This is a genomic window from Escherichia coli, from assembly GCF_036503815.1.
Classification (GTDB): Bacteria; Pseudomonadota; Gammaproteobacteria; order Enterobacterales; family Enterobacteriaceae; genus Escherichia; species Escherichia coli_F.
In genome coordinates, this window is the sequence record NZ_AP027766.1 from 1 (window position 1) to 21,874 (window position 21,874).

Consider the following 21,874-nt stretch of genomic DNA (forward strand, 5'->3'; position numbering starts at 1 on the left):
ATGACGAGCGAAAATAATAGCTTACTTCTGAACCTTCAGGAAGTTGATAAGACAACCGGTGAAGTTGTTAAGCTGGATGTCAACAGCACCAGTACCGTGCAGCCAGTAGCGCTCATGAGACTCGGTCTCTTCGTCCCAACTCTGAAATCAACAGGGAAGAGCAAGGCGAACCGGAAAAACGTTACAGACGCGACTGAGGAGCTTGTACAGCTGGCCATTGCCAAAAGCGAAGGATACACTGACGTTAAGATCACCGGTTCGCGTCTTGATATGGACACGGATTTTAAAGTCTGGCTGGGGATAATTCGCTCCATGTCGGAGTATGGGGTAAAAAGTGACACCCTGGAACTGTCGTTCGTCGAATTCGTTAAGATGTGCGGATTTGACTCCCGTCGTTCAAACAAAAAAATGCGCGATCGCATCAGTAATTCCCTGTTTAAACTCGCCTCGGTTACGCTGAAGTTCCAGAGCGAGACCAAAGGATGGACCACCCATCTGGTGCAGTCAGCCTATTATGACATCAACGAGGATATCGTTGAGATCAAGGCTGAACCTAAGCTGTTTGAGCTTTACCACATGGACAGAAGGGTACTGCTGCGGCTGAAAGCCATTGACGCCCTGCAGCGCAAGGAATCAGCCCAGGCGCTTTATACCTACATCGAAAGTCTTCCCCAGAATCCTGCACCTATTTCCATGAAACGGATGCGTGACCGGCTGAATCTCACCTCAAATGTCTATACACAGAACCACACGGTGCGTAAGGCGATGGAGCAGCTGCGTGATATTGGTTATCTGGATTACACCGAGTTTAAACGTGGCCGAGCCACCTATTTCAGCGTGCATTATCGCAACCCCAAACTCATCAGTAGTCCTGTGAAGGTTCCGCGCAAAGAGGAAGAAGAGAAGGCGCCAGAGCAAAATTATGACGAAGTCATTAAGGCGCTGAAGGCTGCTGGCATCGATCCTCTTAAACTGGCTGAAGCCCTCTCAGCGATGAAGCCAGAAAATTGACTGCGATATGCATATCATGACTGCCGTATGCCGCTAAGGACATTCCATTGACTGTGATATGCATCACGCATACCGCAGTCAATATTTATTCTCTATCATGTCTGCCCGGATCGAACAATATTGACTGTCATATGTGATTTCGGGTCATGATACGCAGATATTGACTACGGAATGCGGGTTTAATGGGGGTAATCCCTGGTCTGTTCACCATTCCATGGGGGATAACATGCCACAGTCAATTTTTCAGTAACGCTCTATATCCCTTACGAAAATCTCAATCGGGTGCTGAGACGGTCATGTTACCTGACGGTATCCGTTCCCCTGTGTACTGCAGGTTTAGCCCGGCAGGATGAGACTGCAGCTGTCTGTATAACCCGGCGCCAGCTTCACACTGTTAAATGCGATCAGGAAACGGGAGCCGAATGGCAGAAAGGTGTTGGCTAGGGAAGGTGCGAATAAGCAGGTTATTTCTTCCCAAGCTGACTCGCTGATTAAAATTTCGCGGATCTGGGCCGATTTTTTTCCCGCAAACACATCGAATCAGCCTATTTAGGGGTCAGTTTGGAGATCGGAAATTTTTGTACGTTAAGCACATTATTTAACCAATTCGGATACGTAAGTGATTGATTTATCGTCATTGGCTATCGCTTTTAGGTTGTCGCTCTTGCTGTATCGCATTTAGGTTATCCGATTAAGACAAAATCCCCTGAAAACGCTGTATAGCGCGGGAGTACACCCTATTGCTACAGGTAAGCCTGTTCAAAAAACAGGCTTACCGTACAATAATTCTCTATATCCAAACTGACCCCAAGAAGGACACCTTCAGCGCGGCCGTGGTCGGTTCGCCGGTAAAGTAGGCTTTACCCTCGCTCTCATTCCACTTGTTCTTCACAGGGTCGTAGCCGCGGTTAAGCACGCTGATGCCGCCGTCGCTGCGCTTGCCGTAGGTGGCGGTAACCTGCTCTAGGCCGCGTTCAAAGCGGTTTTCCAGGCGAGCGACTTCGTACCATTTGCCAAGATAGCGGCTGGCGTCAAAACCGGAAATGGGCTGCACGCCCTTCGGTGGGGTAGGGGATTTACAGGCTACCAGCGTCAGGGCAATGGCAACACCGGTCACAACAGGCCATAGCTTCATGAGAATTCCTTTCATTTGCACGGTTGGAAATTAAGTGTAGTGCACCGCGGCGGCGCTTCATCCCATCCGCGAAAATTCGTAGTATATTGAGAGTATTCCTCAACTCTGGACACGGACATGGCTTACTCCATCGGCGAATTCGCCAGACTCAGCGGGATCACCGCCACCACGCTGCGGGCCTGGCAGCGGCGCTACGGCTTACTCAAGCCTCAGCGCACGGAGGGCGGCCACCGCCAGTACAGCGATGAGGACGTCCAGCAGGCGCTAAAAATCCTCGACTGGGTAAAAAAAGGCGTCCCGATTGGCCAGGTCAAACCGCTGCTGGAGCGCCCTACGTCGCGCCTGACCAACAACTGGCTCACGCTGCAGCAGAGCATGTTACAGCGCCTGCAGGACGGCAAAATCGAGTCCCTGCGTCAGATGATTTACGACGCAGGACGCGAGTACCCAAGACCAGAACTGGTCGCGAACGTGCTGCGTCCGCTGCGCAGTCAGGTGTCGGCAAACGTCGCCGCCGCCATGACCCTGCGGGAGATCCTCGACGGCATCATCATCGCCTACACCTCGTTTTGCTTGGAAGGCGATAAAAAAGCGCCGGGCGACAACATCCTGCTCAGCGGCTGGAACCTGAATGACCCGTGCGAAGTCTGGCTCGAAGCCTTAACCCGCACCGGGCAAGGCCACCGTATCGATATTTTACCCACGCCGCCCGCCACGCTGGCCCCGGAGATTTTCCCGGACCGCCACTGGCTTCTGGTCACGCGCGGTAAACTCACCGCCGCGCGCAAAAAGCAGATCGAGCAGTGGCAGCAGCAGGTATCGCTTGAAGTGATTATCCTCTAATCATTTTCTCCTGCGGGAATCTTCACGAAAAGTTGAATATTTTCCCGCGCCACAAATGCTAACGTTTTCCTGTGACCGACAACCCCACAGGAAAACACAATGAAAAAAACTGCCTCTCTGCTGATGCTGACCACCCTGGCCTTTGCCCCTGCCGCCTTTAGCGCCCCTGCCGGCACGCTGAGCGTACACATTCTTGACCAGCAAACCGGGATGCCGCCATCGGACGTTACCGTCACGCTGGAAAAACAGCAGCAGGACAAATGGACCCCAATTGCCAGCGGCAAAACTGACCATGACGGCCGCATCAAATCGCTTTATCCGGAGGATCAGGATATGCAGCCCGGCGTCTATAAAGTGGCCTTTAAAACCGCAGATTACTTCCACGGGAAGAAGCTGGACTCCTTCTTCCCGGAGATCCCGGTGCTGTTCACCGTAACCCGGACCAACGAAAAGCTGCACATCCCTCTCCTGCTGAGCCAATACGGTTATTCAACTTACAAGGGCAGTTAAGAAACGTTGATTTTAAAGGCAAATAAAAAATAATTCCGCTAATACTTGGACAAATTAGTTATGTTGTGTAAGTTTTAAAGAGAAGAACGGGAGGACCACACCATGACAACAAAACCTGTGCTCGGTATTAGCGGATGTTTGACCGGGTCTGCCGTTCGCTTCGACGGCGGACACAAGCGTATGGGCTTTGTCATGGATGAACTGGCCCAGTGGGTGAGTTTCAGGCCCGTCTGCCCGGAAATGGCGATTGGCCTGCCGACGCCACGCCCGGCCATACGCCTGACGCTGACGGACAGCGGCGAAACGCAGCTCCGCTTCAGCAAGCCGCCCCATGATGATATAACGCAGAAAATGGCCGACTTTACGGCGGACTATCTGCCAAAAATCGGCGATCTGTCGGGATTTATCGTCTGCGCGAAATCGCCAAGCTGCGGCATGGAACGCGTGCGGCTATATGATGAAAACGGCAACCGGGGCCGCAAGGAGGGTGTCGGGCTGTTCACCGCCGCCCTGCTTGAAACCTACCCGTGGCTGCCCGTGGAGGAAGACGGTCGGCTGCACGACCCGGTGCTGCGGGAAAACTTTATCGAGCGGGTATTTGCCCTGCACGAGCTGAACACGCTGCGCGCTAAAGGCCTGACGCGCCGCGCGCTGCTGGATTTCCACAGCCGCTATAAATTGCAGCTTCTGGCGCACCATCAGGCGGGCTACCGCGAGATTGGCCCGTTCGTTGCGTCGCTGCATGAATGGGAAGATCTGGACGCGTTCTTCGTGGCGTACCGCGAAAAGCTGATGACCATCCTGAAAAAGCCCGCCTCGCGGAAAAACCATACCAACGTGCTAATGCATATCCAGGGCTATTTCCGTAACCAGCTGAACAGCCGCCAGCGCGTCGAGCTGCGCGATGTGATCCTGCACTATCGCGACGGGCTGCTACCCATCCTCGCGCCGTTGACGCTACTGAAACACTACATGGCCGAATACCCTGACCGGTATCTGATGACGCAAAACTACTTTGATCCCTATCCTGATGATTTGGGTCTGCGTCTGGCAGTAACCTGACGATAAAAATGCGAAGGCCCGTTTGACCCACAGAGGCCCAAAGCAGTACCCCGTTTAGACGACACCCTCACTGTCGTCTCTTTTTTGCATTCCACACAAAAGACTGTAATTATGTACAGGATTGTAACGCAAAAAGGGACTGCCTGTGATCACCACCCTGCACATTCAAAACTACCGCTCGATTCGCGAAATGTCGCTGGAGCTGGAACAGCTCAACATCGTCTTTGGCCCAAACGGCACCGGAAAATCCAATATCTACAAGGCGATCCACCTGATGCACAGCGCCGCACAGGGGCAGTTTTCGCAGGCACTGGCGAACGAGGGTGGGATTTTAAAAGTGTTCTGGGCAGGCAAAACCCGCAGCGACCAGCTGCGGCGGATGAATTTGGCCGTTGAAACCGAAACCTACGAATACGAGCTGCAGGTAGGCTTTGTCGAAAAACTGCCTTACCCCTCACAGTTTCAACTCGATCCGGTGATCAAAGAAGAGTCCATCTGGCTGAGTGGTCAATACCGCCGCCCGTCGTCACAGCTGATGAAGCGTAAAAATCAGGCCGTATTTCTGAACAACGTGCATCACGAGAAAGTCACCCACAGCGGCACGCTGTATGAGAACGAATCGGTGTTCGGCCAGCTTGGCGAGCCGCATCTTTACCCGGAAGTGTCGCAGATGCGCGAGTCGCTGCGTAACTGGCGCTTTTATCAGGAGTTTTCTGTATCAATCGGCTCGGCCATGCGCGCGCCTCAGGTCGGTTTCCGCTCCCCAGTGCTGGCCAGCGACGGCGCAAACCTGGCGGCGGCGTTTCAGACCATCGTGGAAATTGGCGACGAGCTGCTGCTGATGCGCATCCTCGACCAGGCCTTCCCCGGCTGCGTGTTTTACAGCGACAACACCGGCGGACGCTTCCGGATGATGATGCAGCGTGAAGGGCTAAGCAGACCGCTGGAGCCGGCGGAATTCTCCGACGGCACTCTGCGTTTTCTGTGCCTGGCGGTGGCGCTATTAAGCCCGCGTCCACCGGCCTTTATCGCCCTCAACGAACCGGAAAACAGCCTGCATCCGCAGATGCTGCCCGCGCTGGCGAGCTTAATCGCCGAGGCCAGCCGCTACTCGCAAATTTGGCTGACCAGCCACTCGCCGGAACTGGCGAATTTAATTGAGAAACAGAGATCGTTTTCGCTGTATCAGCTGTCGATGGTGGAAGGAGAAACGAAGGTGGAGAGGCTGGGGTAGTCTCCCAGAGGGCACTGTTGCAAAGTTAGCGATGAGGCAGCCTTTTGTCTTATTCAAAGGCCTTACATTTCAAAAACTCTGCTTACCAGGCGTATTTCGCCCAGGGGATCACCATAATAAAATGCTGAGGCCTGGCCTTTGCGTAGTGCACGCATCACCTCAATACCTTTGATGGTGGCGTAAGCCGTCTTCATGGATTTAAATCCCAGCGTGGCGCCGATTATCCGTTTCAGTTTGCCATGATCGCATTCAATCACGTTGTTCCGGTACTTAATCTGTCGGTGTTCAACGTCAGACGGGCACCGGCCTTCGCGTTTGAGCAGAGCAAGCGCGCGACCATAGGCGGGCGCTTTATCCGTGTTGATGAATCGCGGGATCTGCCACTTCTTCACGTTGTTGAGGATTTTACCCAGAAACCGGTATGCAGCTTTGCTGTTACGACGGGAGGAGAGATAAAAATCGACAGTGCGGCCCCGGCTGTCGACGGCCCGGTACAGATACGCCCAGCGGCCATTGACCTTCACGTAGGTTTCATCCATGTGCCACGGGCAAAGATCGGAAGGGTTACGCCAGTACCAGCGCAGCCGTTTTTCCATTTCAGGCGCATAACGCTGAACCCAGCGGTAAATCGTGGAGTGATCGACATTCACTCCGCGTTCAGCCAGCATCTCCTGCAGCTCACGGTAACTGATGCCGTATTTGCAGTACCAGCGTACGGCCCACAGAATGATGTCACGCTGAAAATGCCGGCCTTTGAATGGGTTCATGTGCAGCTCCATCAGCAAAAGGGGATGATAAGTTTATCACCACCGACTATTTGCAACAGTGCCGTTTTGACTGCGTCGCGCGCCCCTGGCTAACAGAGGCTGGCAGCCGATCAGCTCGTGGTATCTGGGAAATCGAATTTAACCATAAACTCCTGCGGTACATTTACGGCCTGACGAACCAGTTCACCACCTACTCGCTCCGCGATTGTGGCAGTCTTCGAAATCCACGGACGATCCGCCTTTATGAAAGTCTTGCTCAATTCAAATCTTCAGGCTTATGGGTTACTACTCATGCTTGGTTAAATGACCGTTTCCTTTTGCCGGAATCCCAACAGAAGAACTTGGCAGAGTTGAAACGATCTTTCCTTGATCCTGCACTCAAGCAGATAAATGAGAAAACACCTTTACTTGCTAAGTATAGTATTGATGATTCAGGAAAATTTCTGTTCTCAATAATTGATAAGCAAAATCCCGTCTGACATAAATCAGCACACATGAGCCTGTCATTTGACAAATTTTTGTCATGAAGATGGGCGAATTTCCACACAGCACCGGCGCCCGGCAAGGTGGGCGGATTCCCACACGGCACCGGCGCCCGGCAAGGTGGGCGGATTCCCACACGGCACCGGCGCCCGGCAAGGTGGGCGGATTCCCACACGGCTCCGGCGCCCGGCAAGGTGGGCGGATTCCCACACGGCACCGGCGCCCGGCAAGGTGGGCGGATTCCCACACGGCTCCGGCGCCCGGAAAGGGTGGGCGGATTTCCACACAGCACCGGCGCCCGGCAAGGTGGGCGGATTCCCACACGGCACCGGCGCCCGGCAAGGTGGGCGGATTCCCACACAGCACCGGCGCCCGGCAAGGTGGGCGGATTCCCACACGGCACCGGCGCCCGGCAAGGTGGGCGGATTCCCACACGGCTCCGGCGCCCGGAAAGGGTGGGCGGATTTCCACACAGCACCGGCGCCCGGCAAGGTGGGCGGATTCCCACACGGCACCGGCGCCCGGCAAGGTGGGCGGATTCCCACACAGCACCGGCGCCCGGCAAGGTGGGCGGATTCCCACACGGCACCGGCGCCCGGCAAGGTGGGCGGATTCCCACACGGCTCCGGCGCCCGGAAAGGGTGGGCGGATTTCCACACAGCACCGGCGCCCGGCAAGGTGGGCGGATTCCCACACGGCACCGGCGCCCGGAAAGGGTGGGCGGATTTCCACACAGCACCGGCGCCCGGCAAGGTGGGCGGATTTCCACACGGCACCGGCGCCCGGCAAGGTGGGGGGATTCCCACACGGCACCGGCGCCCGGCAAGGTGGGCGGATTCCCACACGGCACCGGCGCCCGGCAAGGTGGGCGGATTCCCACACAGCACCGGCGCCCGGCAAGGTGGGCGGATTCCCACACAGCACCGGCGCCCGGCAAGGTGGGCGGATTCCCACACGGCACCGGCGCCCGGCAAGGTGGGCGGATTTCCACACGGCACCGGCACCCGGCAAGGTGGGCGGATTCCCACACGGCACCGGCGCCCGGCAAGGTGGGCGGATTTCCACACAGCACCGGCGCCCGGCAAGGTGGGTGGATTCCCACACGGCACCGGCGCCCGGTAAGGTGGGCGGATTTCCACACGACAGCGGCGCCCGGCAAGATGGGCGGATTCCCATATCGACATGTATGTAGCTTGTGTTATCCGTGGATTGTGCAGCTCAGCGGGTCGCTGGTCGTATGGCGTAGTGTCCCCCGTAACCGGCCGCGTGCGGCCGCTAACTCGCAGTACGGCGCCGCGACCCGAAGGCGGGCCGCCGTTCCCGCGCGCAGGCGCGCGGCGCCCACTGCGCACCCCCGTGGGGGACATACGGCAGCTGTGTGGCGGTGAGCGGGATTAGGGCTTTGCAGGGAGGGGGCTGGGTCGGGCGATACGTTCAGCATTGCGGTTTCCGGCGATTTGCGGCCGGTGCCCGTTTAACTCCGGCGTGGTCGCCTTCCATGCCCTGACGGCATAAGAAAATAAAACCGCCATGCTGCGGTCATTCATGATTTTGTGGTGTAGCGATAAATAGTCATGCGAGAAACGTTGAAGCGCTTAGCAACTGCACCAACTGTCATTTCAGGATCAGCAAGTAAGATTCTAATTTGTTTAACATCTTCTTCAGAAAGTGACGGTTTTCTCCCTCCCACACGGCCCCTTGCGCGTGCAGCTGCAAGGCCTGAGCGCGTTCTTTCAATATTGCGGTTGCGTTCAAAGCTAGAGAATATCGCCATCAGATGAGTATAGATTTCCCCTAGGCACTGTTGCAAATAGTCGGTGGTGATAAACTTATCATCCCCTTTTGCTGATGGAGCTGCACATGAACCCATTCAAAGGCCGGCATTTTCAGCGTGACATCATTCTGTGGGCCGTACGCTGGTACTGCAAATACGGCATCAGTTACCGTGAGCTGCAGGAGATGCTGGCTGAACGCGGAGTGAATGTCGATCACTCCACGATTTACCGCTGGGTTCAGCGTTATGCGCCTGAAATGGAAAAACGGCTGCGCTGGTACTGGCGTAACCCTTCCGATCTTTGCCCGTGGCACATGGATGAAACCTACGTGAAGGTCAATGGCCGCTGGGCGTATCTGTACCGGGCCGTCGACAGCCGGGGCCGCACTGTCGATTTTTATCTCTCCTCCCGTCGTAACAGCAAAGCTGCATACCGGTTTCTGGGTAAAATCCTCAACAACGTGAAGAAGTGGCAGATCCCGCGATTCATCAACACGGATAAAGCGCCCGCCTATGGTCGCGCGCTTGCTCTGCTCAAACGCGAAGGCCGGTGCCCGTCTGACGTTGAACACCGACAGATTAAGTACCGGAACAACGTGATTGAATGCGATCATGGCAAACTGAAACGGATAATCGGCGCCACGCTGGGATTTAAATCCATGAAGACGGCTTACGCCACCATCAAAGGTATTGAGGTGATGCGTGCACTACGCAAAGGCCAGGCCTCAGCATTTTATTATGGTGATCCCCTGGGCGAAATGCGCCTGGTAAGCAGAGTTTTTGAAATGTAAGGCCTTTGAATAAGACAAAAGGCTGCCTCATCGCTAACTTTGCAACAGTGCCAGTTTTCGTTCCACTGAGCGTCAGACCCCTGTTAAAAGCAGCTCACGGGGAACGCGTCAGTCCGGCTTCATAACGGGTCGGCTGGCAGCATCTGACTCAGCAAAAGACCGGGCGCTGTGAGCGGAAATATGGCCGGTTTTCGCCAGAACCCGGTTCCACGCAGAATTACACCTGCACTGAATATACCGCTTCTGGCGTCGATTTTTTCTGCTCCCCTGCAGCATGAGGCTCTGTAAGGCAGCCTGCTGCAAGGGGAGCAGACTCCAGCGAAAATGATAAAAAACTCCGCGATGAAAAATAAACAAAGTATTCGCCCGTCATCACCTGAGAAGGGATTCAGCAACGTCAGATATAATATTCTTCTTGCCGGTATCGCATTAATCTTTATCGTGCTGGTTGCCAGGCTCACCGGACTTCAGCTTTTTGACCACGCTGTCCTGGAAAATGCGGCTGACCGTCGATCCGTACGGACACTTGCACTGCCAGCACAGCGCGGAACCCTGACCGATCGTTACGGCGTTGTTCTCGCCATGAGCGTGCCGGCACGTGACATCATTGCTGATCCAAAACGCATCGCTGCCGCTCATCCGGACTTCGCGGAAGCCAGATGGGCTTTTCTGGCCGACTTGCTGGATATCACGCCTGAGGAACTTCGCAGAACTATTCAAGATAATTCGGACAAGGAATTCCTGTTTCTGAAGAAAAAGTCGCCCCTGTCATTGTCCAGGGCCGTGTCACAGCTGCATCTGCCGGGCATAAGTCAGAAATACAATGAAAATCGCTACTATCCGCTGGGTGAGGCATCAGCCTCGCTCATTGGTGTGACCGGTGCCGAAAATAGAGGGCTGAGTGGTATTGAGCAGAGCTTTAACACCGTTCTGAGAAAGGACTTCGGGGTGAAAAAAATACGCAAAAACGCCAGGGGGGGCGTCATCAGCGTGATCCAGTATGACGCTCCGGAAACTGCACCGGCGATCAGGCTGAGTATTGACAGTGTGCTTCAGTATATTGTTTACAGCCGGTTAAGGGAGGGGGTCGAGCAACATCACGCCCAGTCAGGCGCTGCGGTGCTTGTCAGCGTAAACACCGGCGAAATTCTGGCTATGGCATCCTATCCGTCGTTTAATCCCAACCGTTTTTCCGGTGCCACTTCCGCTGAAATGCGTAACGTGGCGATTAATGACAGCTTTGAGCCGGGTTCAACGGTTAAACCCTTCGTCATTCTTGAAGGCCTGCGCCGCCATATTATCAGCAGCAGCACGCTTCTTGACACAAGGCCGTTCAGGGTTGACGGCCATCTTATCCGGGACGTGGGATACTGGCCGGCGCTGACGCCGACCGGCATACTTCAGAAATCCAGTGATACCGGAGTTTCACATATTGCCCTGGCGATGCCTTCGGATGCGCTGGTAAAAACGTATTCATCCTTCGGGCTGGGAAAACCGACAGGGCTGGGCCTTCCCGGTGAAAGTACTGGTTACTTTCCGTTCAGTCGCCATCGATGGGCTGATATTGAGCGCGCCACCTTCGCTTTTGGCTACGGCCTCCGGGTAACCCCGCTCCAGTTAGCCAGAGCCTATGCCACTCTCGGGGCCTGTGGCGTTTATCATCCGTTATCCGTTACACGGTTATCCGCGCCGGTGTACGGTGAGCAGGTGGCGGACCCGAAGCTTGCCGATGCTGTAATCAGAATGATGGAAAGTGATGTGTTACCCGGCGGAAGTGGCGTAAGGGCAGCTGTACCGGGCTACCGTCTGGCAATAAAAACCGGAACCGCAGAGAAGTTAGGTGCCGGTGGAAAATATGACGGGGGGCATATTACCTATACGGCAGGCGTCGCGCCGGCGAGCCGTCCTGAAGTGGCACTGGTTGTGGTTATTAACAATCCCAAAGCGGGACAGCATTTTGGTGGCTCAGTGGCGGCGCCTGTCTTCGGCCAGATTATCGGTCCGGTGCTTACCCGGCTGAAGATTGCACCGGATGCTTTACGTGCTCCGGTGGTACACCGACAGTCCGGCTGAACAGAGCCTGTTTACTCATTATTTATCTATTATTACTTAACTTAATTTTAAAAAGGATATTAATATGAAAAAGATCCGCCTTATTATAATCTCTTTACTGGCTGGAATGTGTACTCCAGCATTATCTACACCAGTCAATGTTACTGATACAATACAAAGCACAGAAGACCATATCAAAGGTCGGGTTGGTTTTACTGAAATAGACTTTTTATCCGGGAAGGTTCTGAGTAGTCATCGCCGTGAAGAACGTTTTCCTATGATGAGCACATTCAAAGTTTTGTTATGTGGAGCAATATTAGTACGTGTTGATAAAGGGCTTGAACAACTTGAACGCCGAATTACCTATAATAAGCATGACCTGGACGACTATTCTCCACTAACCAGTCAGCACATTGCAGATGGAATGACGGTTTCTGAGTTATGCAATGCTGCCATTACCACCAGTGATAACACTGCTGCAAATTTATTGCTATCAACTATTGGCGGGCCGGAGGGATTAACTCATTTTCTGCGTAGCACTGGTGATAGTTATACAAGGCTTGATCGACACGAACCCAGCCTTAATGAGGCGAAGCCTGGCGATGAGCGTGATACCACCACTCCGGCAGCGATGGCTCAAACGCTACAAAAATTGTTAAACGAAAGTGTACTTACAGAAAAATCTCGAAAAAAATTAATAAGCTGGATGCAGGAAGATAAAGTCGGCGGGCCTCTGTTCCGCTCTGTACTGCCAGCTGGCTGGATGATAGCGGATAAAACAGGAGCAGGTGATCACGGATCTCGGGGCATCGTTGCACTGTTGGGCCCCGGAGGCAAGCCATCTCGTATAGTAGTCCTGTATATTACAAATACTCATTCATCTATGAATGAACTCAACGAGCATATTGCAGGGATCGGAGATTCAGTAATTAAGAACTGGTAATATATTTACAGTGGATTTGACCCTATATATCCAGACGTTTTTGCTCTCTTACGGTTGCGATAACTTCCTGCGTATATATTCCCGTGGTGAGCGATATCCCAGTGCACTATGCGGATGATGTTCGTTGTAATGACTGAACGCCACCGCCAGATTCATCACCGCTGCCTCGCTGTCCGGTTTCGGCATGATGCTGATGTAGTCCCGTTTTATCGTCATCACGAAGCTTTCTGCTATGCCATTGCTTTCCGGGCTTCGCACTGCTGTCGTACAAGGCTCCAGTCCCAGCAACCGGGCGAACGCCGGCACTGTTGGCAACTGCCTTCCGAAGCGTTTTTCCACCGCACCCAGCATGACATCCTGCACCGTTTCTTTGTCATAGCCTCCGGTGCTCGCTGCCCAGTCAATGATCTCCCTGTCGCAGCAGTCCTGCGCGAAGGTCACCCGCAGCTTTTCGCCATTATCACAGCGGAACTCAAAGCCATCTGAGCACCAGCGCCGGTTACTTTCCGCTACTGCTACGCGCCCCTTATGGGCCCGCTTACGGCAAGGATCAGCGGGTTTACGTTCAAGAAGCAGATTATGCGTTCTCATAATGCGATACACCCGCTTTGCATTAACCACAGGCAGGCCGTCCCGCTCCGACTCCCGTCGCAGCAGCGCCCACACACGGCGATAACCATACGTCGGCAGGTCAGCCACCGCCATGTTTATCCGGGACAATACGGTGGTATCGTCAGAACGGGGCTGCCGTCTGCGATCCTGTCAGTCAGATGGCCGGTGAACCCGAATGCTCAACTGCGCACGCGACACGCCAAGACTTCTGCAAACGTCGCTTATTCGTCGTTCCCAGGCAACGAGGGCGCATGCGCAATCCATTTTTTTGCCCGGCCGAACTCCACGGCCTCTTTGAGTATCTCGGCTTCCATCGTCTTTTTGCCCAGAAGGCGCTGGAGTTCGCGAATTTGCTTATTGGCGGCAGCGAGTTCGGAGGCCGGCACCACTTCCTCGCCCGATGCAACAGCCGTCAGTGAACCGTCTTAATATTGCTTGCGCCATTTGAATATCTGGTTTGCATTGATGCCATGCAGGCGCGCGACATGAGACACGGTCATACCGGGCTCCATAGTCTGCTGAATAATGGCAATTTTTTCCTGCGGTGTACGACGCCGACGCCGCTCAGGTCCTGATAACACTTCAACCATCTTATCGTTCTGACTGGTATTAAACATAGTTCCAAGACTACCTCTTATTTTAAGAGAGTCGAAGTGTCTGGTGATCTATGGGGCCAGTCTAGCCCTCTTCCAAGTGTAGGGAGATATAGTCAAAGTTTGCTTCTCCGCCGATGAGTCCGCCCTGCGTCGGATAGTCCGATTTTTTACCGGCGAAGCACGGCTCTCCTAACCCTATCTAAAGCGAATAACTTTTTTCAACAGGGCCGCGTGCCAATGCAAGAGCGATAGGCGCTCTACGCGCCAATTTGACCACTTAAAACAGGTAAATTGAGGGGTTGTAATGTGTTGATGTAACAGGCTTTTATTTTAATGTCTTGGCATATGTATAATGGTAGTCTAGCCCTCCTTTCAACAAGGAGTACTCATGGAAACCTACAATCATACATATCGGCACCACAACTTTTCACATAAAGACTTAAGTGATCTCACCTTCACCGCTTGCACATTCATTCGCAGCGACTTTCGACGTGCTAACTTGCGTGATACGACATTCGTCAACTGCAAGTTCATTGAACAGGGTGATATCGAAGGCTGCCACTTTGATGTCGCAGATCTTCGTGATGCAAGTTTCCAACAATGCCAACTTGCGATGGCAAACTTCAGTAATGCCAATTGCTACGGTATAGAGTTCCGTGCGTGTGATTTAAAAGGTGCCAACTTTTCCCGAACAAACTTTGCCCATCAAGTGAGTAATCGTATGTACTTTTGCTCAGCATTTATTTCTGGATGTAATCTTTCCTATGCCAATATGGAGAGGGTTTGTTTAGAAAAATGTGAGTTGTTTGAAAATCGCTGGATAGGAACGAACCTAGCGGGTGCATCACTGAAAGAGTCAGACTTAAGTCGAGGTGTTTTTTCCGAAGATGTCTGGGGGCAATTTAGCCTACAGGGTGCCAATTTATGCCACGCCGAACTCGACGGTTTAGATCCCCGCAAAGTCGATACATCAGGTATCAAAATTGCAGCCTGGCAGCAAGAACTGATTCTCGAAGCACTGGGTATTGTTGTTTATCCTGACTAATTGCTTTGATGTGTGATTTTAAACGCTCAAATTTATAAAACGAATAATATTGTCAACCTTGCAATAATAGACATAGGGACAACCATGTATAAATTTTTACCCTCAGGCGTCTTCACAATAGAGCCATATAGCAGTGGGTCACTTAGTGGGCTTAATTTTTCCATTAAAGATAATATTAATATTGCTCAGTATAAAACATCATATGGTAGCCCATCTTGGCAAGTAAACATAAGGCTGCCATTTATAAGGCACTGTTGCAAAAATGTGGAGGTGATAGGGGTACTACGCCGGAACCCCAGATTTTTCCGTCCGTTCAAATTATCCACGGTTGAGCAGCTTGATCCCGTCCGCCCGCAGTTGACCAACAGGGGAAATATGCCTGTACAAAGTTTGCCGGGTTATCCCAAGTTCCTGGCATAGCGTACTGACCTTTGTTTCTGATTGTCCCATTGATGCCATTGCCAGTCGCAGTTTGACTGGCGTCATTTTATAAGGTCGGCCGCCGTTCCGCCCACGGGCTCTTGCTGATGCCAGACCTGCAGTCGTTCTTTCAGCAATCAGTTCGCGCTCAAACTCCGCCAGTGCGGCAAAGATACCGAAGACAAGCTTGCCAGCGGCCGTTGTTGTGTCGATAGTCGCCCCGTGACCGGTCAGCACTTTCAGACCGGTCCCCCTCGCGGTCAGGTCGTGCACTGTATTAATGAGATGACGAAGATCACGACCGAGGCGGTCCAGCTTCCATACGACCGAGAGCATAAAAAATATTGGGGCAGCGTGAGCTATGCTGCCATCGCTGGTCCCTTCCCGTCACTTTGAAAACCCGGATACCAGCAGACAAATTTATCCTGCAGTTCGTTATTCAAAACGGCGGTCCGGGTCTGTAACAAATAATGAGCCCCTTTTCTGCTCCACTGCATCTGCTGCTTTTTGGCCATTCGTCTGGCGATCACTTCATTGATCGTGGATTCCACAAACGCGGTTGATACCGGCTCTCCGTACCGACGCATTTCGCCGTAGTTTGGGATCATCATCTTATTATTCCGGATGTAGGTATACATTTCATCCAGATGTTTTTGCAGGGATTTCAGGCTAGGATAGCTGAGTTCAGGGTCATCGCAATACATAACGCAATTATCAATATGTTCCAGCGCAGCGACAACATTGCCATGCCAGAGATATCGTTTAATGCTTTCCAGCAGTGCCAGAACTTTACTCCCCGCCTCTGGATCTGATACCAGCAGTCCCCGGGCATATTGCATGAGCACCTTCAGCCTCATGGTGATATGAAACCAGTCCAGCACATGCGTTGACTCAGGGTACATACCGAACTGGAGGTCCCTGAGATTATCCGCGCCGTCGGACAGAAAAAATATCTGCTGGTTGGCCTGCATTCCCTGCGCTGAAAGGTGGGTCATGAGCCTGCGTTCCGGATGACAGTCATCCTTCTGAACAAAACCGAAGCGGCGGGTGTCAGCAGGCGCACCAACGGAAAAAGACTTCCCGGCAATAATTTCAAAATTACGCTTTTTGTCATCCCGATCGCGAACATAACCACCATCTATACCCACCACAAGCGGTTTTCCTGGCCTGGGCAGGTTCCCCCAGTCGCGGGGGCAGCCGGAAAGAAAACCTGAATGAGCTTCAGCCTCAGCGTCAAGACGCTGCGCCACCTGGCATAAATGATTCCTCACCGTTGAGGCATTCAGGCTGTGGCCCACCGGCAGAATATCTTTCAGCAGACGAGTCGTCATTTCATAGGAGATCATCGAGGCCCAGCGGGTTTCAATATATTTCAGTGCCGGGTGAGAATAATCGCCGGCCCAGTCGCTGAGCAAACTGACTGTCTTTGTATCACTCTCTTCACAACGGCACCGGTACACCCGAAGCCCGGATACCGGAATAACGCCAAACAGCGTCCGGTACCGTATTTTCTGTTTGCCTTTGATTCTGCGCGCAGCAAGGCAGTGAGGGCACCGGATATGGTGTTGAGTATATTCGTCTGCCTGCAGCTGGACCACCGACTGCTGGACCGTATTCAGCAACAGCTTGGATTCTGACACCGATAATCCGATGTCGTTCCGGGTCTCCCCTGATTTCTGGATTGTCATCAGTTCCTCCGTTCGACTGGAGCCTGATTCATCGGTGATGACTATCTGGAGCGTCAGTTGCATCATTGCCTCCTGCTGTGGTGGATGACTATCTCCCGGCTACTGGTTGTTCATCTGGTGACGAAGCTTATAATATGTGGAAACGCCAAGGCCCGCATGGTCGCAGGCGATCCTGAGCCTGACCCCTCTGCTTCTGAGTGCGTCAATTTCCTGGATCTTTTTGATATCGGCGCCGGGGCGCCCTGTTTTTTCACCCCGTGCTTTTTTCGCGGCGATGCCGTCGGCCTGCCTTTCCTTCAGTAAGGCTCGTTCAAACTGGCTGAATGCCGACATCATGTGCAGCTGCAGTTCCTGCATCGGATTGTTTGTGCCGGCGCTGAACGTCAGCTGCTCTTTCAGAAAAATAAGGGTAACGCCCTGGTCACGAAGCCGGGTGGTGACAGCGCACATATCCGACATATTCCGGCAAAGGCGATCGATGGAATGAACCAGAAGCGTATCACCAGGGCGTAATTGCCCCAGGAGTTCCTGTAACCCCGGGCGGTTTGTGTCCTTCGCGCTGGCATGCTCAACACAAATTTTATCAGGCTGAAAACCCGCCTTTGACAATGCCTCTTCCTGACGGGCCGTATTCTGATCGGCCGAGCTTACCCTGATGTAGGCATATTGCACGCAAAACCTCCGGAAGGTCTTTAAACATCATAGAGATTTAAAGAATAATCCATAAACACTGATTTAGGGAGGTTTATAGACATTTTTTCGGGGATCTGAGAGGCATGCTGAAAACGTATACCTTTATAGACATCAGTCAGCGACGACGGCCCAGCCAGATAACTTCAGGCTCCAGTACCGGAGATGCAAGGTCGAGCCTGCTCAGTTGCCGGTTGATTTTGTGGCGGTTGAACCTGACAGCATCCAGGTCGTCAGCAAAAGGGCGGATCTCGCCGACCGTTGTTTCATCATCCGCATTAACGATAGCTTCAAGAAACGCCAGGGTTTTATCGAACTCATCCGCAGCTGTGGCTCCGGGCATACCATGGCCGCTTATACAAAACGGCGCTTTCAGCGTAGAGTTTTCATAAATGGCCTCAACACGAATGTCATGAAGCCAGTGCTCAAAGAAATTGTATTCATAGGTAAAGCGATCGCCAGCATCAAAAGCAAAATCATCAATCACGACCCGGAACGGATTATCGACAAAACCGATGCCTCCTTCGTAGGAGATACCGTAATCTTTGCCATAAATGTGAAATTGATGGAGATGGTCGTCCCCCCAGCCCTGCACTATCTGGAAAATGAAGTGAAGCGCGGCCAGTGACGTGTCGGCAGCAATTCTCAGCCGACGCCAGACCATCGGACTGACTCCATGAACTGCTATTTTGATGACGTAGATCTTCATAGTCAGCAGGTATTGTTATGAAATGATGGTGGTTATTTTAACCCCTGTAGATGGCATCATTCGATGGCTGCCCCGAGGTTTTTCATGCTCTCCTAAAAGAACTTTCCGCTAAGCGATAGACTGTATGTAAACACAGTATTGCAAGGACGCGGAACATGCCTCATGTGGCGGCCAGGACGGCCAGCCGGGATCGGGATACTGGTCGTTACCAGAGCCACCGACCCGAGCAAACCCTTCTCTATCAGATCGTTGACGAGTATTACCCGGCATTCGCTGCGCTTATGGCAGAGCAGGGAAAGGAATTGCCGGGCTATGTGCAACGGGAATTTGAAGAATTTCTCCAATGCGGGCGGCTGGAGCATGGCTTTCTACGGGTTCGCTGCGAGTCTTGCCACGCCGAGCACCTGGTCGCTTTCAGCTGTAAGCGTCGCGGTTTCTGCCCGAGCTGTGGGGCGCGGCGGATGGCCGAAAGTGCCGCCTTGCTGGTTGATGAAGTACTGCCTGAACAACCCATGCGTCAGTGGGTGTTGAGCTTCCCGTTTCAGCTGCGTTTCCTGTTTGGGGTCGTTTGCGGGAAGGGGCGGAATCCTACGCTAAGGCTTTGGCCAGCGATATTCTCCGGTGAGATTGATGTGTTCCCAGGGGATAGGAGAAGTCGCTTGATATCTAGTATGACGTCTGTCGCACCTGCTTGATCGCGGCCGCGATAGCTAGATCGCGTTGCTCCTCTTCTCCATCCGCGTTCCAAGCTGCGGAAAGGCACCCATAAGCGTACGCCTGGTCGAGCAGGCGACGCGGATCGACGTCCAGCGCACGAGAGAATGCGTCCGCCATCTGTGCAATGCGTCTAGGATCGAGACAAAGGTCGTCTCTGTCAGCCGGATCGTAGAACATATTGGCGGCGCCAAAGCCCACTTCACCGACCAGACCGACGGGATCTATCACCAGCCAGCCGCGACTGGAGAACATGATGTTTTCATGATGCAGATCGCCATGTAGCCCACGCAGTTCCGAGGCATTGCTCATCATTTGATCGGCTATAATCGCCGCGTGGACGTAGTCAGTTTGACAACCTGCGTTTTGATCATCGCGCGCCCGCTGAAACAAAGCTGCAAAGCGATCCCGGATCGGGAGAAGGGCAGAAGGCAGGGGTTCCTCAGATGCGGCATACAGCTTCGCCATTAGTTCCGCTGCAATTTCGGTCGCCTGGTAGTCGCCGTGCTCGGCAACGATGTGAGAGAGCATTCGCTCCCCGGCATATTCGAGCAACATCAGATTGTTCTCACGACCGAGCAACCGGACTGCTCCCCTCCCATTGCGCCATACCAGATAGTCGGCCCCGCGCAGTTCATCAGCAATGTCTTTTATAGGTTTCAATCCCTTGACGATTGCAGGAGTCCCGTCTGGCAATGAAACTTTCCAAACGAGGCTGGAAAAGGTGTCCGCAATGAGAACAGGTTGCGAAACGTGCCAATGAGCAGGAAAAACAGGCGGCATGAACATCAACCCCAAGTCAGAGGGTCCAATCGCAGATAGAAGGCAAGGCGTTCGCGGTCGGGGGCTTCGATCCCCAATACATTGAATAGGACAGCGAAGGCGCGCTCTGCTTCATCTGGCGCTGCCCAGTTCTCTTCGGCGTTAGCAATCATGAGTGCCAAATCGGCATAGCGATCTGCTGTTCCGAGCCGCCCAAGGTCGATCAGACCCGTGCATTGAAGAGTTTTAGGGTCCACCATGAAGTTCGGCATGCAGGGATCACCATGGCAAACAACCATATCGGTGCGCTCTTGGTCGAGCCGCACCGGTAGCTCTCGTTCGACACGAGCCAAAAGATCGAGCTGCGGCGTACTCTTGTCCTCGTCCGGTAAGAAGTCGGGATTGACGGCATTGCGGGACACCACATCAACGGCGCGTCCGAACATTCGCGACAGCCTGCGCTCAAACGGACATTGATCAACCGATAGGCTGTGAACAGCGCCAAGTTGCTGCCCCATTGACGGCCACGCTTTGAGCAAATCCGCTCCAGACAGATCAGCCGCCGGTACTCCCGGAATTGCCGTTATCACCAAGCATGCACCCTCCTGTTCCTCCTGCCAGTTGATGACCTCGGGGCAAGCCACACCTCGACCTTTGAGCCAAATGAGGCGGTCACGCTCTCCAGCGAGCTCACCGCGGCGGGAAGCAGGTGCGATTTTCGCGAAGGCATGCCCGTCACCACGTCGAAAAACAAAATCACCAGATTCTCCGCCTCTGACAGGCAACCAGTCAGAATGCGATTTACCAAAAAAAATATTAGTTCGATTCAATGGAGGTTCCTTCAGTTTTCTGATGAAGCGCGAATATAGAGAAATATCCCGAATGTGCAGTTAACGAATTCTTGCGGTTTCTTTCAGCGCCGCCAATACCGCCAGCCCGTCGCGCAAGGGGCGCGGCTCGTGTGTGCGGATGAAGTCAGCTCCACCTGCGGCGGCGGCAAGCTCTGCAGCGAGTGTCGCGGCCCCGACATCCCCCGGACCACGGCCTGTGAGCGCGCGCAGAAAGGATTTGCGCGAAACAGACAGAAGCACCGGCAAATCGAAGCGCAGCCGCAATTCATCGAACCGCGCCAGCACCGAGAGCGAGGTTTCGGGAGCAGCCCCCAGAAAAAACCCCATGCCGGGATCAAGGACAAGGCGGTTGCGTTTGATACCGGCACCCGTCAGCGCCGCGATGCGCGCGTCAAAGAACGCCGCAATGTGATCCATGATGTCGCCAGCGGGTGCCTCGCGCCGATCTGCCTGCCCGTCTTGCACCGAATGCATAACGACGAGTTTGGCAGATGATTTCGCCAATTGCGGATAGAACGCAGCGTCTGGAAAACCGCGAATATCATTGAGATAGGCCACACCACGCGACAAGGCATAGGCTTGCGTCGCGGGTTGATAACTGTCGAGCGAGACGGGAATGCCATCTGCCTTGAGCGCGTCCAGCACCGGCGCGATACGCGCGATTTCTGTGTCGGACGAAACAGGCGCGGCGTCGGGATTGCTGGATGCCGGACCGAGGTCGATCACATCTGCCCCCTCGGCCATCAGCTTACGCGCCTGCGCAATGGCTGCGTCTGGCGCCAGATACCGGCCTCCATCGGAGAAACTGTCCGAGGTTATGTTGACGATGCCGAAAATGATGAGCGATTTATTCATGGGGGCTTCTATAATAATAATAATCGAGCATGAGTCTCATACGGATGCTCGGGTCGAAAGGGAATCCCCAGGCGAGTAACCTGTTTGCGGTGCTCCATTAGCTGCAGGAGCAGAATAGCATACATCTGGAAGCAAAGCCAGGAAAGCGGCCTATGGAGCTGTGCGGCAGCGCTCAGTAGGCAATTTTTCAAAATATTGTTAAGCCTTTTCTGAGCATGGTATTTTTCATGGTATTACCAATTAGCAGGAAAATAAGCCATTGAATATAAAAGATAAAAATGTCTTGTTTACAATAGAGTGGGTATCGGAGACGAAGAAGGACAAGGT

17 protein-coding genes and 5 pseudogenes are annotated in these 21,874 nt (G+C 53.5%); 11 read left to right on the forward strand and 11 right to left on the reverse strand.

Annotated features, from left to right (window positions below):
- Positions 1-1,011: a RepB family plasmid replication initiator protein gene (locus AABJ99_RS24380; RefSeq protein ID WP_000200069.1), complete on the forward strand. Its 1,011-nt coding sequence runs from the start codon at positions 1-3 to the stop codon at positions 1,009-1,011.
- An 805-nt stretch (positions 1,012-1,816) separates the two neighbouring features.
- Here AABJ99_RS24380 and AABJ99_RS24385 read toward each other — a convergent pair.
- Positions 1,817-2,146: pseudogene (locus tag AABJ99_RS24385) on the reverse strand (lipocalin family protein); the annotation flags it as partial.
- Positions 2,147-2,263: 117 nt separating this feature from the next.
- Here AABJ99_RS24385 and AABJ99_RS24390 point away from each other — a divergent pair.
- The 4 genes from AABJ99_RS24390 (at position 2,264) to AABJ99_RS24405 (ending at position 5,795) form a co-directional block, all read left to right on the forward strand.
- The gene (locus AABJ99_RS24390; RefSeq protein WP_000331736.1) at positions 2,264-2,989 is read left to right on the forward strand and encodes a MerR family transcriptional regulator; all 726 of its coding nucleotides are present in this window, start codon (positions 2,264-2,266) and stop codon (positions 2,987-2,989) included.
- A gap of 99 nt (positions 2,990-3,088) precedes the next feature.
- Positions 3,089-3,499 carry a hydroxyisourate hydrolase gene (uraH, locus tag AABJ99_RS24395; RefSeq protein ID WP_000750473.1) on the forward strand — a complete coding sequence of 137 codons (411 nt, stop codon included), beginning with the start codon at positions 3,089-3,091 and terminating at the stop codon, positions 3,497-3,499.
- Between the two features lie 102 nt (positions 3,500-3,601).
- Complete coding sequence (locus AABJ99_RS24400; protein WP_000208728.1) at positions 3,602-4,561, forward strand: YbgA family protein; 960 nt, start codon at positions 3,602-3,604, stop codon at positions 4,559-4,561.
- Between the two features lie 145 nt (positions 4,562-4,706).
- Positions 4,707-5,795 (forward strand): AAA family ATPase, encoded by a 1,089-nt coding sequence (locus AABJ99_RS24405; RefSeq protein WP_000633445.1) that lies wholly within the window; start codon positions 4,707-4,709, stop codon positions 5,793-5,795.
- Between the two features lie 62 nt (positions 5,796-5,857).
- Here the strand turns inward: AABJ99_RS24405 and AABJ99_RS24410 are convergent, their stop codons facing one another.
- Entirely contained in the window at positions 5,858-6,562 is a 705-nt protein-coding gene (locus tag AABJ99_RS24410) for an IS6-like element IS26 family transposase (RefSeq protein ID WP_001067852.1), read from the reverse strand.
- Here AABJ99_RS24410 and AABJ99_RS24415 point away from each other — a divergent pair.
- A complete protein-coding gene (locus AABJ99_RS24415) occupies positions 6,553-7,041 on the forward strand; it encodes a replication initiation protein (protein WP_072075272.1) in 489 nt (162 codons plus the stop codon). The two genes, AABJ99_RS24410 and AABJ99_RS24415, sit on opposite strands and share 10 nt — an antisense overlap.
- A gap of 1,547 nt (positions 7,042-8,588) precedes the next feature.
- Here the strand turns inward: AABJ99_RS24415 and AABJ99_RS24420 are convergent.
- Positions 8,589-8,843 (reverse strand): annotated as a pseudogene (locus AABJ99_RS24420) (recombinase family protein); the annotation flags it as partial.
- A gap of 62 nt (positions 8,844-8,905) precedes the next feature.
- Between AABJ99_RS24420 and AABJ99_RS24425 the strand changes: the two are divergent.
- The 3 genes from AABJ99_RS24425 to AABJ99_RS24435 all read left to right on the forward strand — a co-directional run bounded on the left by AABJ99_RS24425 (position 8,906) and on the right by AABJ99_RS24435 (position 12,605).
- Entirely contained in the window at positions 8,906-9,610 is a 705-nt protein-coding gene (locus AABJ99_RS24425; protein WP_001067855.1) for an IS6-like element IS26 family transposase, read from the forward strand.
- A 342-nt stretch (positions 9,611-9,952) separates the two neighbouring features.
- Positions 9,953-11,683, forward strand: coding sequence for a penicillin-binding transpeptidase domain-containing protein (locus tag AABJ99_RS24430; RefSeq protein ID WP_032623598.1), 1,731 nt, complete (start codon positions 9,953-9,955; stop codon positions 11,681-11,683).
- Between the two features lie 64 nt (positions 11,684-11,747).
- Positions 11,748-12,605 (forward strand): class A beta-lactamase LAP-2, encoded by an 858-nt coding sequence (locus AABJ99_RS24435; RefSeq protein ID WP_012477595.1) that lies wholly within the window; start codon positions 11,748-11,750, stop codon positions 12,603-12,605.
- Positions 12,606-12,653: 48 nt separating this feature from the next.
- Here AABJ99_RS24435 and AABJ99_RS24440 read toward each other — a convergent pair.
- Positions 12,654-13,807 (reverse strand): annotated as a pseudogene (locus AABJ99_RS24440) (IS3 family transposase).
- Between the two features lie 394 nt (positions 13,808-14,201).
- Here AABJ99_RS24440 and AABJ99_RS24445 point away from each other — a divergent pair.
- Entirely contained in the window at positions 14,202-14,858 is a 657-nt protein-coding gene (locus AABJ99_RS24445) for a quinolone resistance pentapeptide repeat protein QnrS1 (protein ID WP_001516695.1), read from the forward strand.
- A gap of 318 nt (positions 14,859-15,176) precedes the next feature.
- Here AABJ99_RS24445 and AABJ99_RS24450 read toward each other — a convergent pair.
- The 4 genes and pseudogenes from AABJ99_RS24450 to AABJ99_RS24465 all read right to left on the reverse strand — a co-directional run.
- Positions 15,177-15,605, reverse strand: a pseudogene (locus tag AABJ99_RS24450) (recombinase family protein); the annotation flags it as partial.
- A gap of 32 nt (positions 15,606-15,637) precedes the next feature.
- Complete coding sequence (locus tag AABJ99_RS24455; RefSeq protein WP_001493761.1) at positions 15,638-17,029, reverse strand: ISKra4-like element ISKpn19 family transposase; 1,392 nt, start codon at positions 17,027-17,029, stop codon at positions 15,638-15,640.
- Between the two features lie 36 nt (positions 17,030-17,065).
- Positions 17,066-17,638: a recombinase family protein gene (locus tag AABJ99_RS24460; protein ID WP_001493762.1), complete on the reverse strand. Its 573-nt coding sequence runs from the start codon at positions 17,636-17,638 to the stop codon at positions 17,066-17,068.
- Between the two features lie 136 nt (positions 17,639-17,774).
- The gene (locus AABJ99_RS24465; protein WP_012477564.1) at positions 17,775-18,365 is read right to left on the reverse strand and encodes a plasmid pRiA4b ORF-3 family protein; all 591 of its coding nucleotides are present in this window, start codon (positions 18,363-18,365) and stop codon (positions 17,775-17,777) included.
- 155 nt (positions 18,366-18,520) lie between these two features.
- Between AABJ99_RS24465 and AABJ99_RS24470 the strand changes: the two are divergent.
- Positions 18,521-18,925: pseudogene (locus AABJ99_RS24470) on the forward strand (IS91 family transposase); the annotation flags it as partial.
- A 106-nt stretch (positions 18,926-19,031) separates the two neighbouring features.
- Here the strand turns inward: AABJ99_RS24470 and AABJ99_RS24475 are convergent.
- The 3 genes from AABJ99_RS24475 to sul2 are packed head-to-tail and all read right to left on the reverse strand — an operon-like array spanning position 19,032 to position 21,547.
- Positions 19,032-19,868, reverse strand: a complete 837-nt coding sequence (locus AABJ99_RS24475) for an aminoglycoside O-phosphotransferase APH(6)-Id (RefSeq protein ID WP_000480972.1) — start codon at positions 19,866-19,868, stop codon at positions 19,032-19,034.
- Positions 19,868-20,671: an aminoglycoside O-phosphotransferase APH(3'')-Ib gene (aph(3'')-Ib, locus tag AABJ99_RS24480; RefSeq protein ID WP_001082320.1), complete on the reverse strand. Its 804-nt coding sequence runs from the start codon at positions 20,669-20,671 to the stop codon at positions 19,868-19,870. The genes AABJ99_RS24475 and aph(3'')-Ib overlap by 1 nt, the downstream gene beginning before the upstream one ends.
- Positions 20,672-20,731: 60 nt before the next feature.
- A complete protein-coding gene (sul2, locus tag AABJ99_RS24485; protein ID WP_001043260.1) occupies positions 20,732-21,547 on the reverse strand; it encodes a sulfonamide-resistant dihydropteroate synthase Sul2 in 816 nt (271 codons plus the stop codon).
- Between the last annotated feature and the right edge of the window lie 327 nt (positions 21,548-21,874).

Excerpts from the sequence above, each read along its gene's own strand:
- AABJ99_RS24425 (WP_001067855.1), top strand. The coding sequence starts at position 8,906 with ATGAACCCATTCAAAGGCCGGCATTTTCAGCGTGACATCATTCTGTGG.
- AABJ99_RS24380 (WP_000200069.1), top strand. The coding sequence starts at position 1 with ATGACGAGCGAAAATAATAGCTTACTTCTGAACCTTCAGGAAGTTGAT.
- AABJ99_RS24410 (WP_001067852.1), bottom strand. The coding sequence starts at position 6,562 with ATGAACCCATTCAAAGGCCGGCATTTTCAGCGTGACATCATTCTGTGG.
- AABJ99_RS24400 (WP_000208728.1), top strand. The coding sequence starts at position 3,602 with ATGACAACAAAACCTGTGCTCGGTATTAGCGGATGTTTGACCGGGTCT.
- uraH (WP_000750473.1), top strand. The coding sequence starts at position 3,089 with ATGAAAAAAACTGCCTCTCTGCTGATGCTGACCACCCTGGCCTTTGCC.
- AABJ99_RS24415 (WP_072075272.1), top strand. The coding sequence starts at position 6,553 with ATGGGTTCATGTGCAGCTCCATCAGCAAAAGGGGATGATAAGTTTATC.
- AABJ99_RS24435 (WP_012477595.1), top strand. The coding sequence starts at position 11,748 with ATGAAAAAGATCCGCCTTATTATAATCTCTTTACTGGCTGGAATGTGT.
- AABJ99_RS24455 (WP_001493761.1), bottom strand. The coding sequence starts at position 17,029 with ATGCAACTGACGCTCCAGATAGTCATCACCGATGAATCAGGCTCCAGT.
- AABJ99_RS24475 (WP_000480972.1), bottom strand. The coding sequence starts at position 19,868 with ATGTTCATGCCGCCTGTTTTTCCTGCTCATTGGCACGTTTCGCAACCT.
- sul2 (WP_001043260.1), bottom strand. The coding sequence starts at position 21,547 with ATGAATAAATCGCTCATCATTTTCGGCATCGTCAACATAACCTCGGAC.
- AABJ99_RS24390 (WP_000331736.1), top strand. The coding sequence starts at position 2,264 with ATGGCTTACTCCATCGGCGAATTCGCCAGACTCAGCGGGATCACCGCC.
- AABJ99_RS24430 (WP_032623598.1), top strand. The coding sequence starts at position 9,953 with ATGAAAAATAAACAAAGTATTCGCCCGTCATCACCTGAGAAGGGATTC.
- AABJ99_RS24445 (WP_001516695.1), top strand. The coding sequence starts at position 14,202 with ATGGAAACCTACAATCATACATATCGGCACCACAACTTTTCACATAAA.
- AABJ99_RS24465 (WP_012477564.1), bottom strand. The coding sequence starts at position 18,365 with ATGAAGATCTACGTCATCAAAATAGCAGTTCATGGAGTCAGTCCGATG.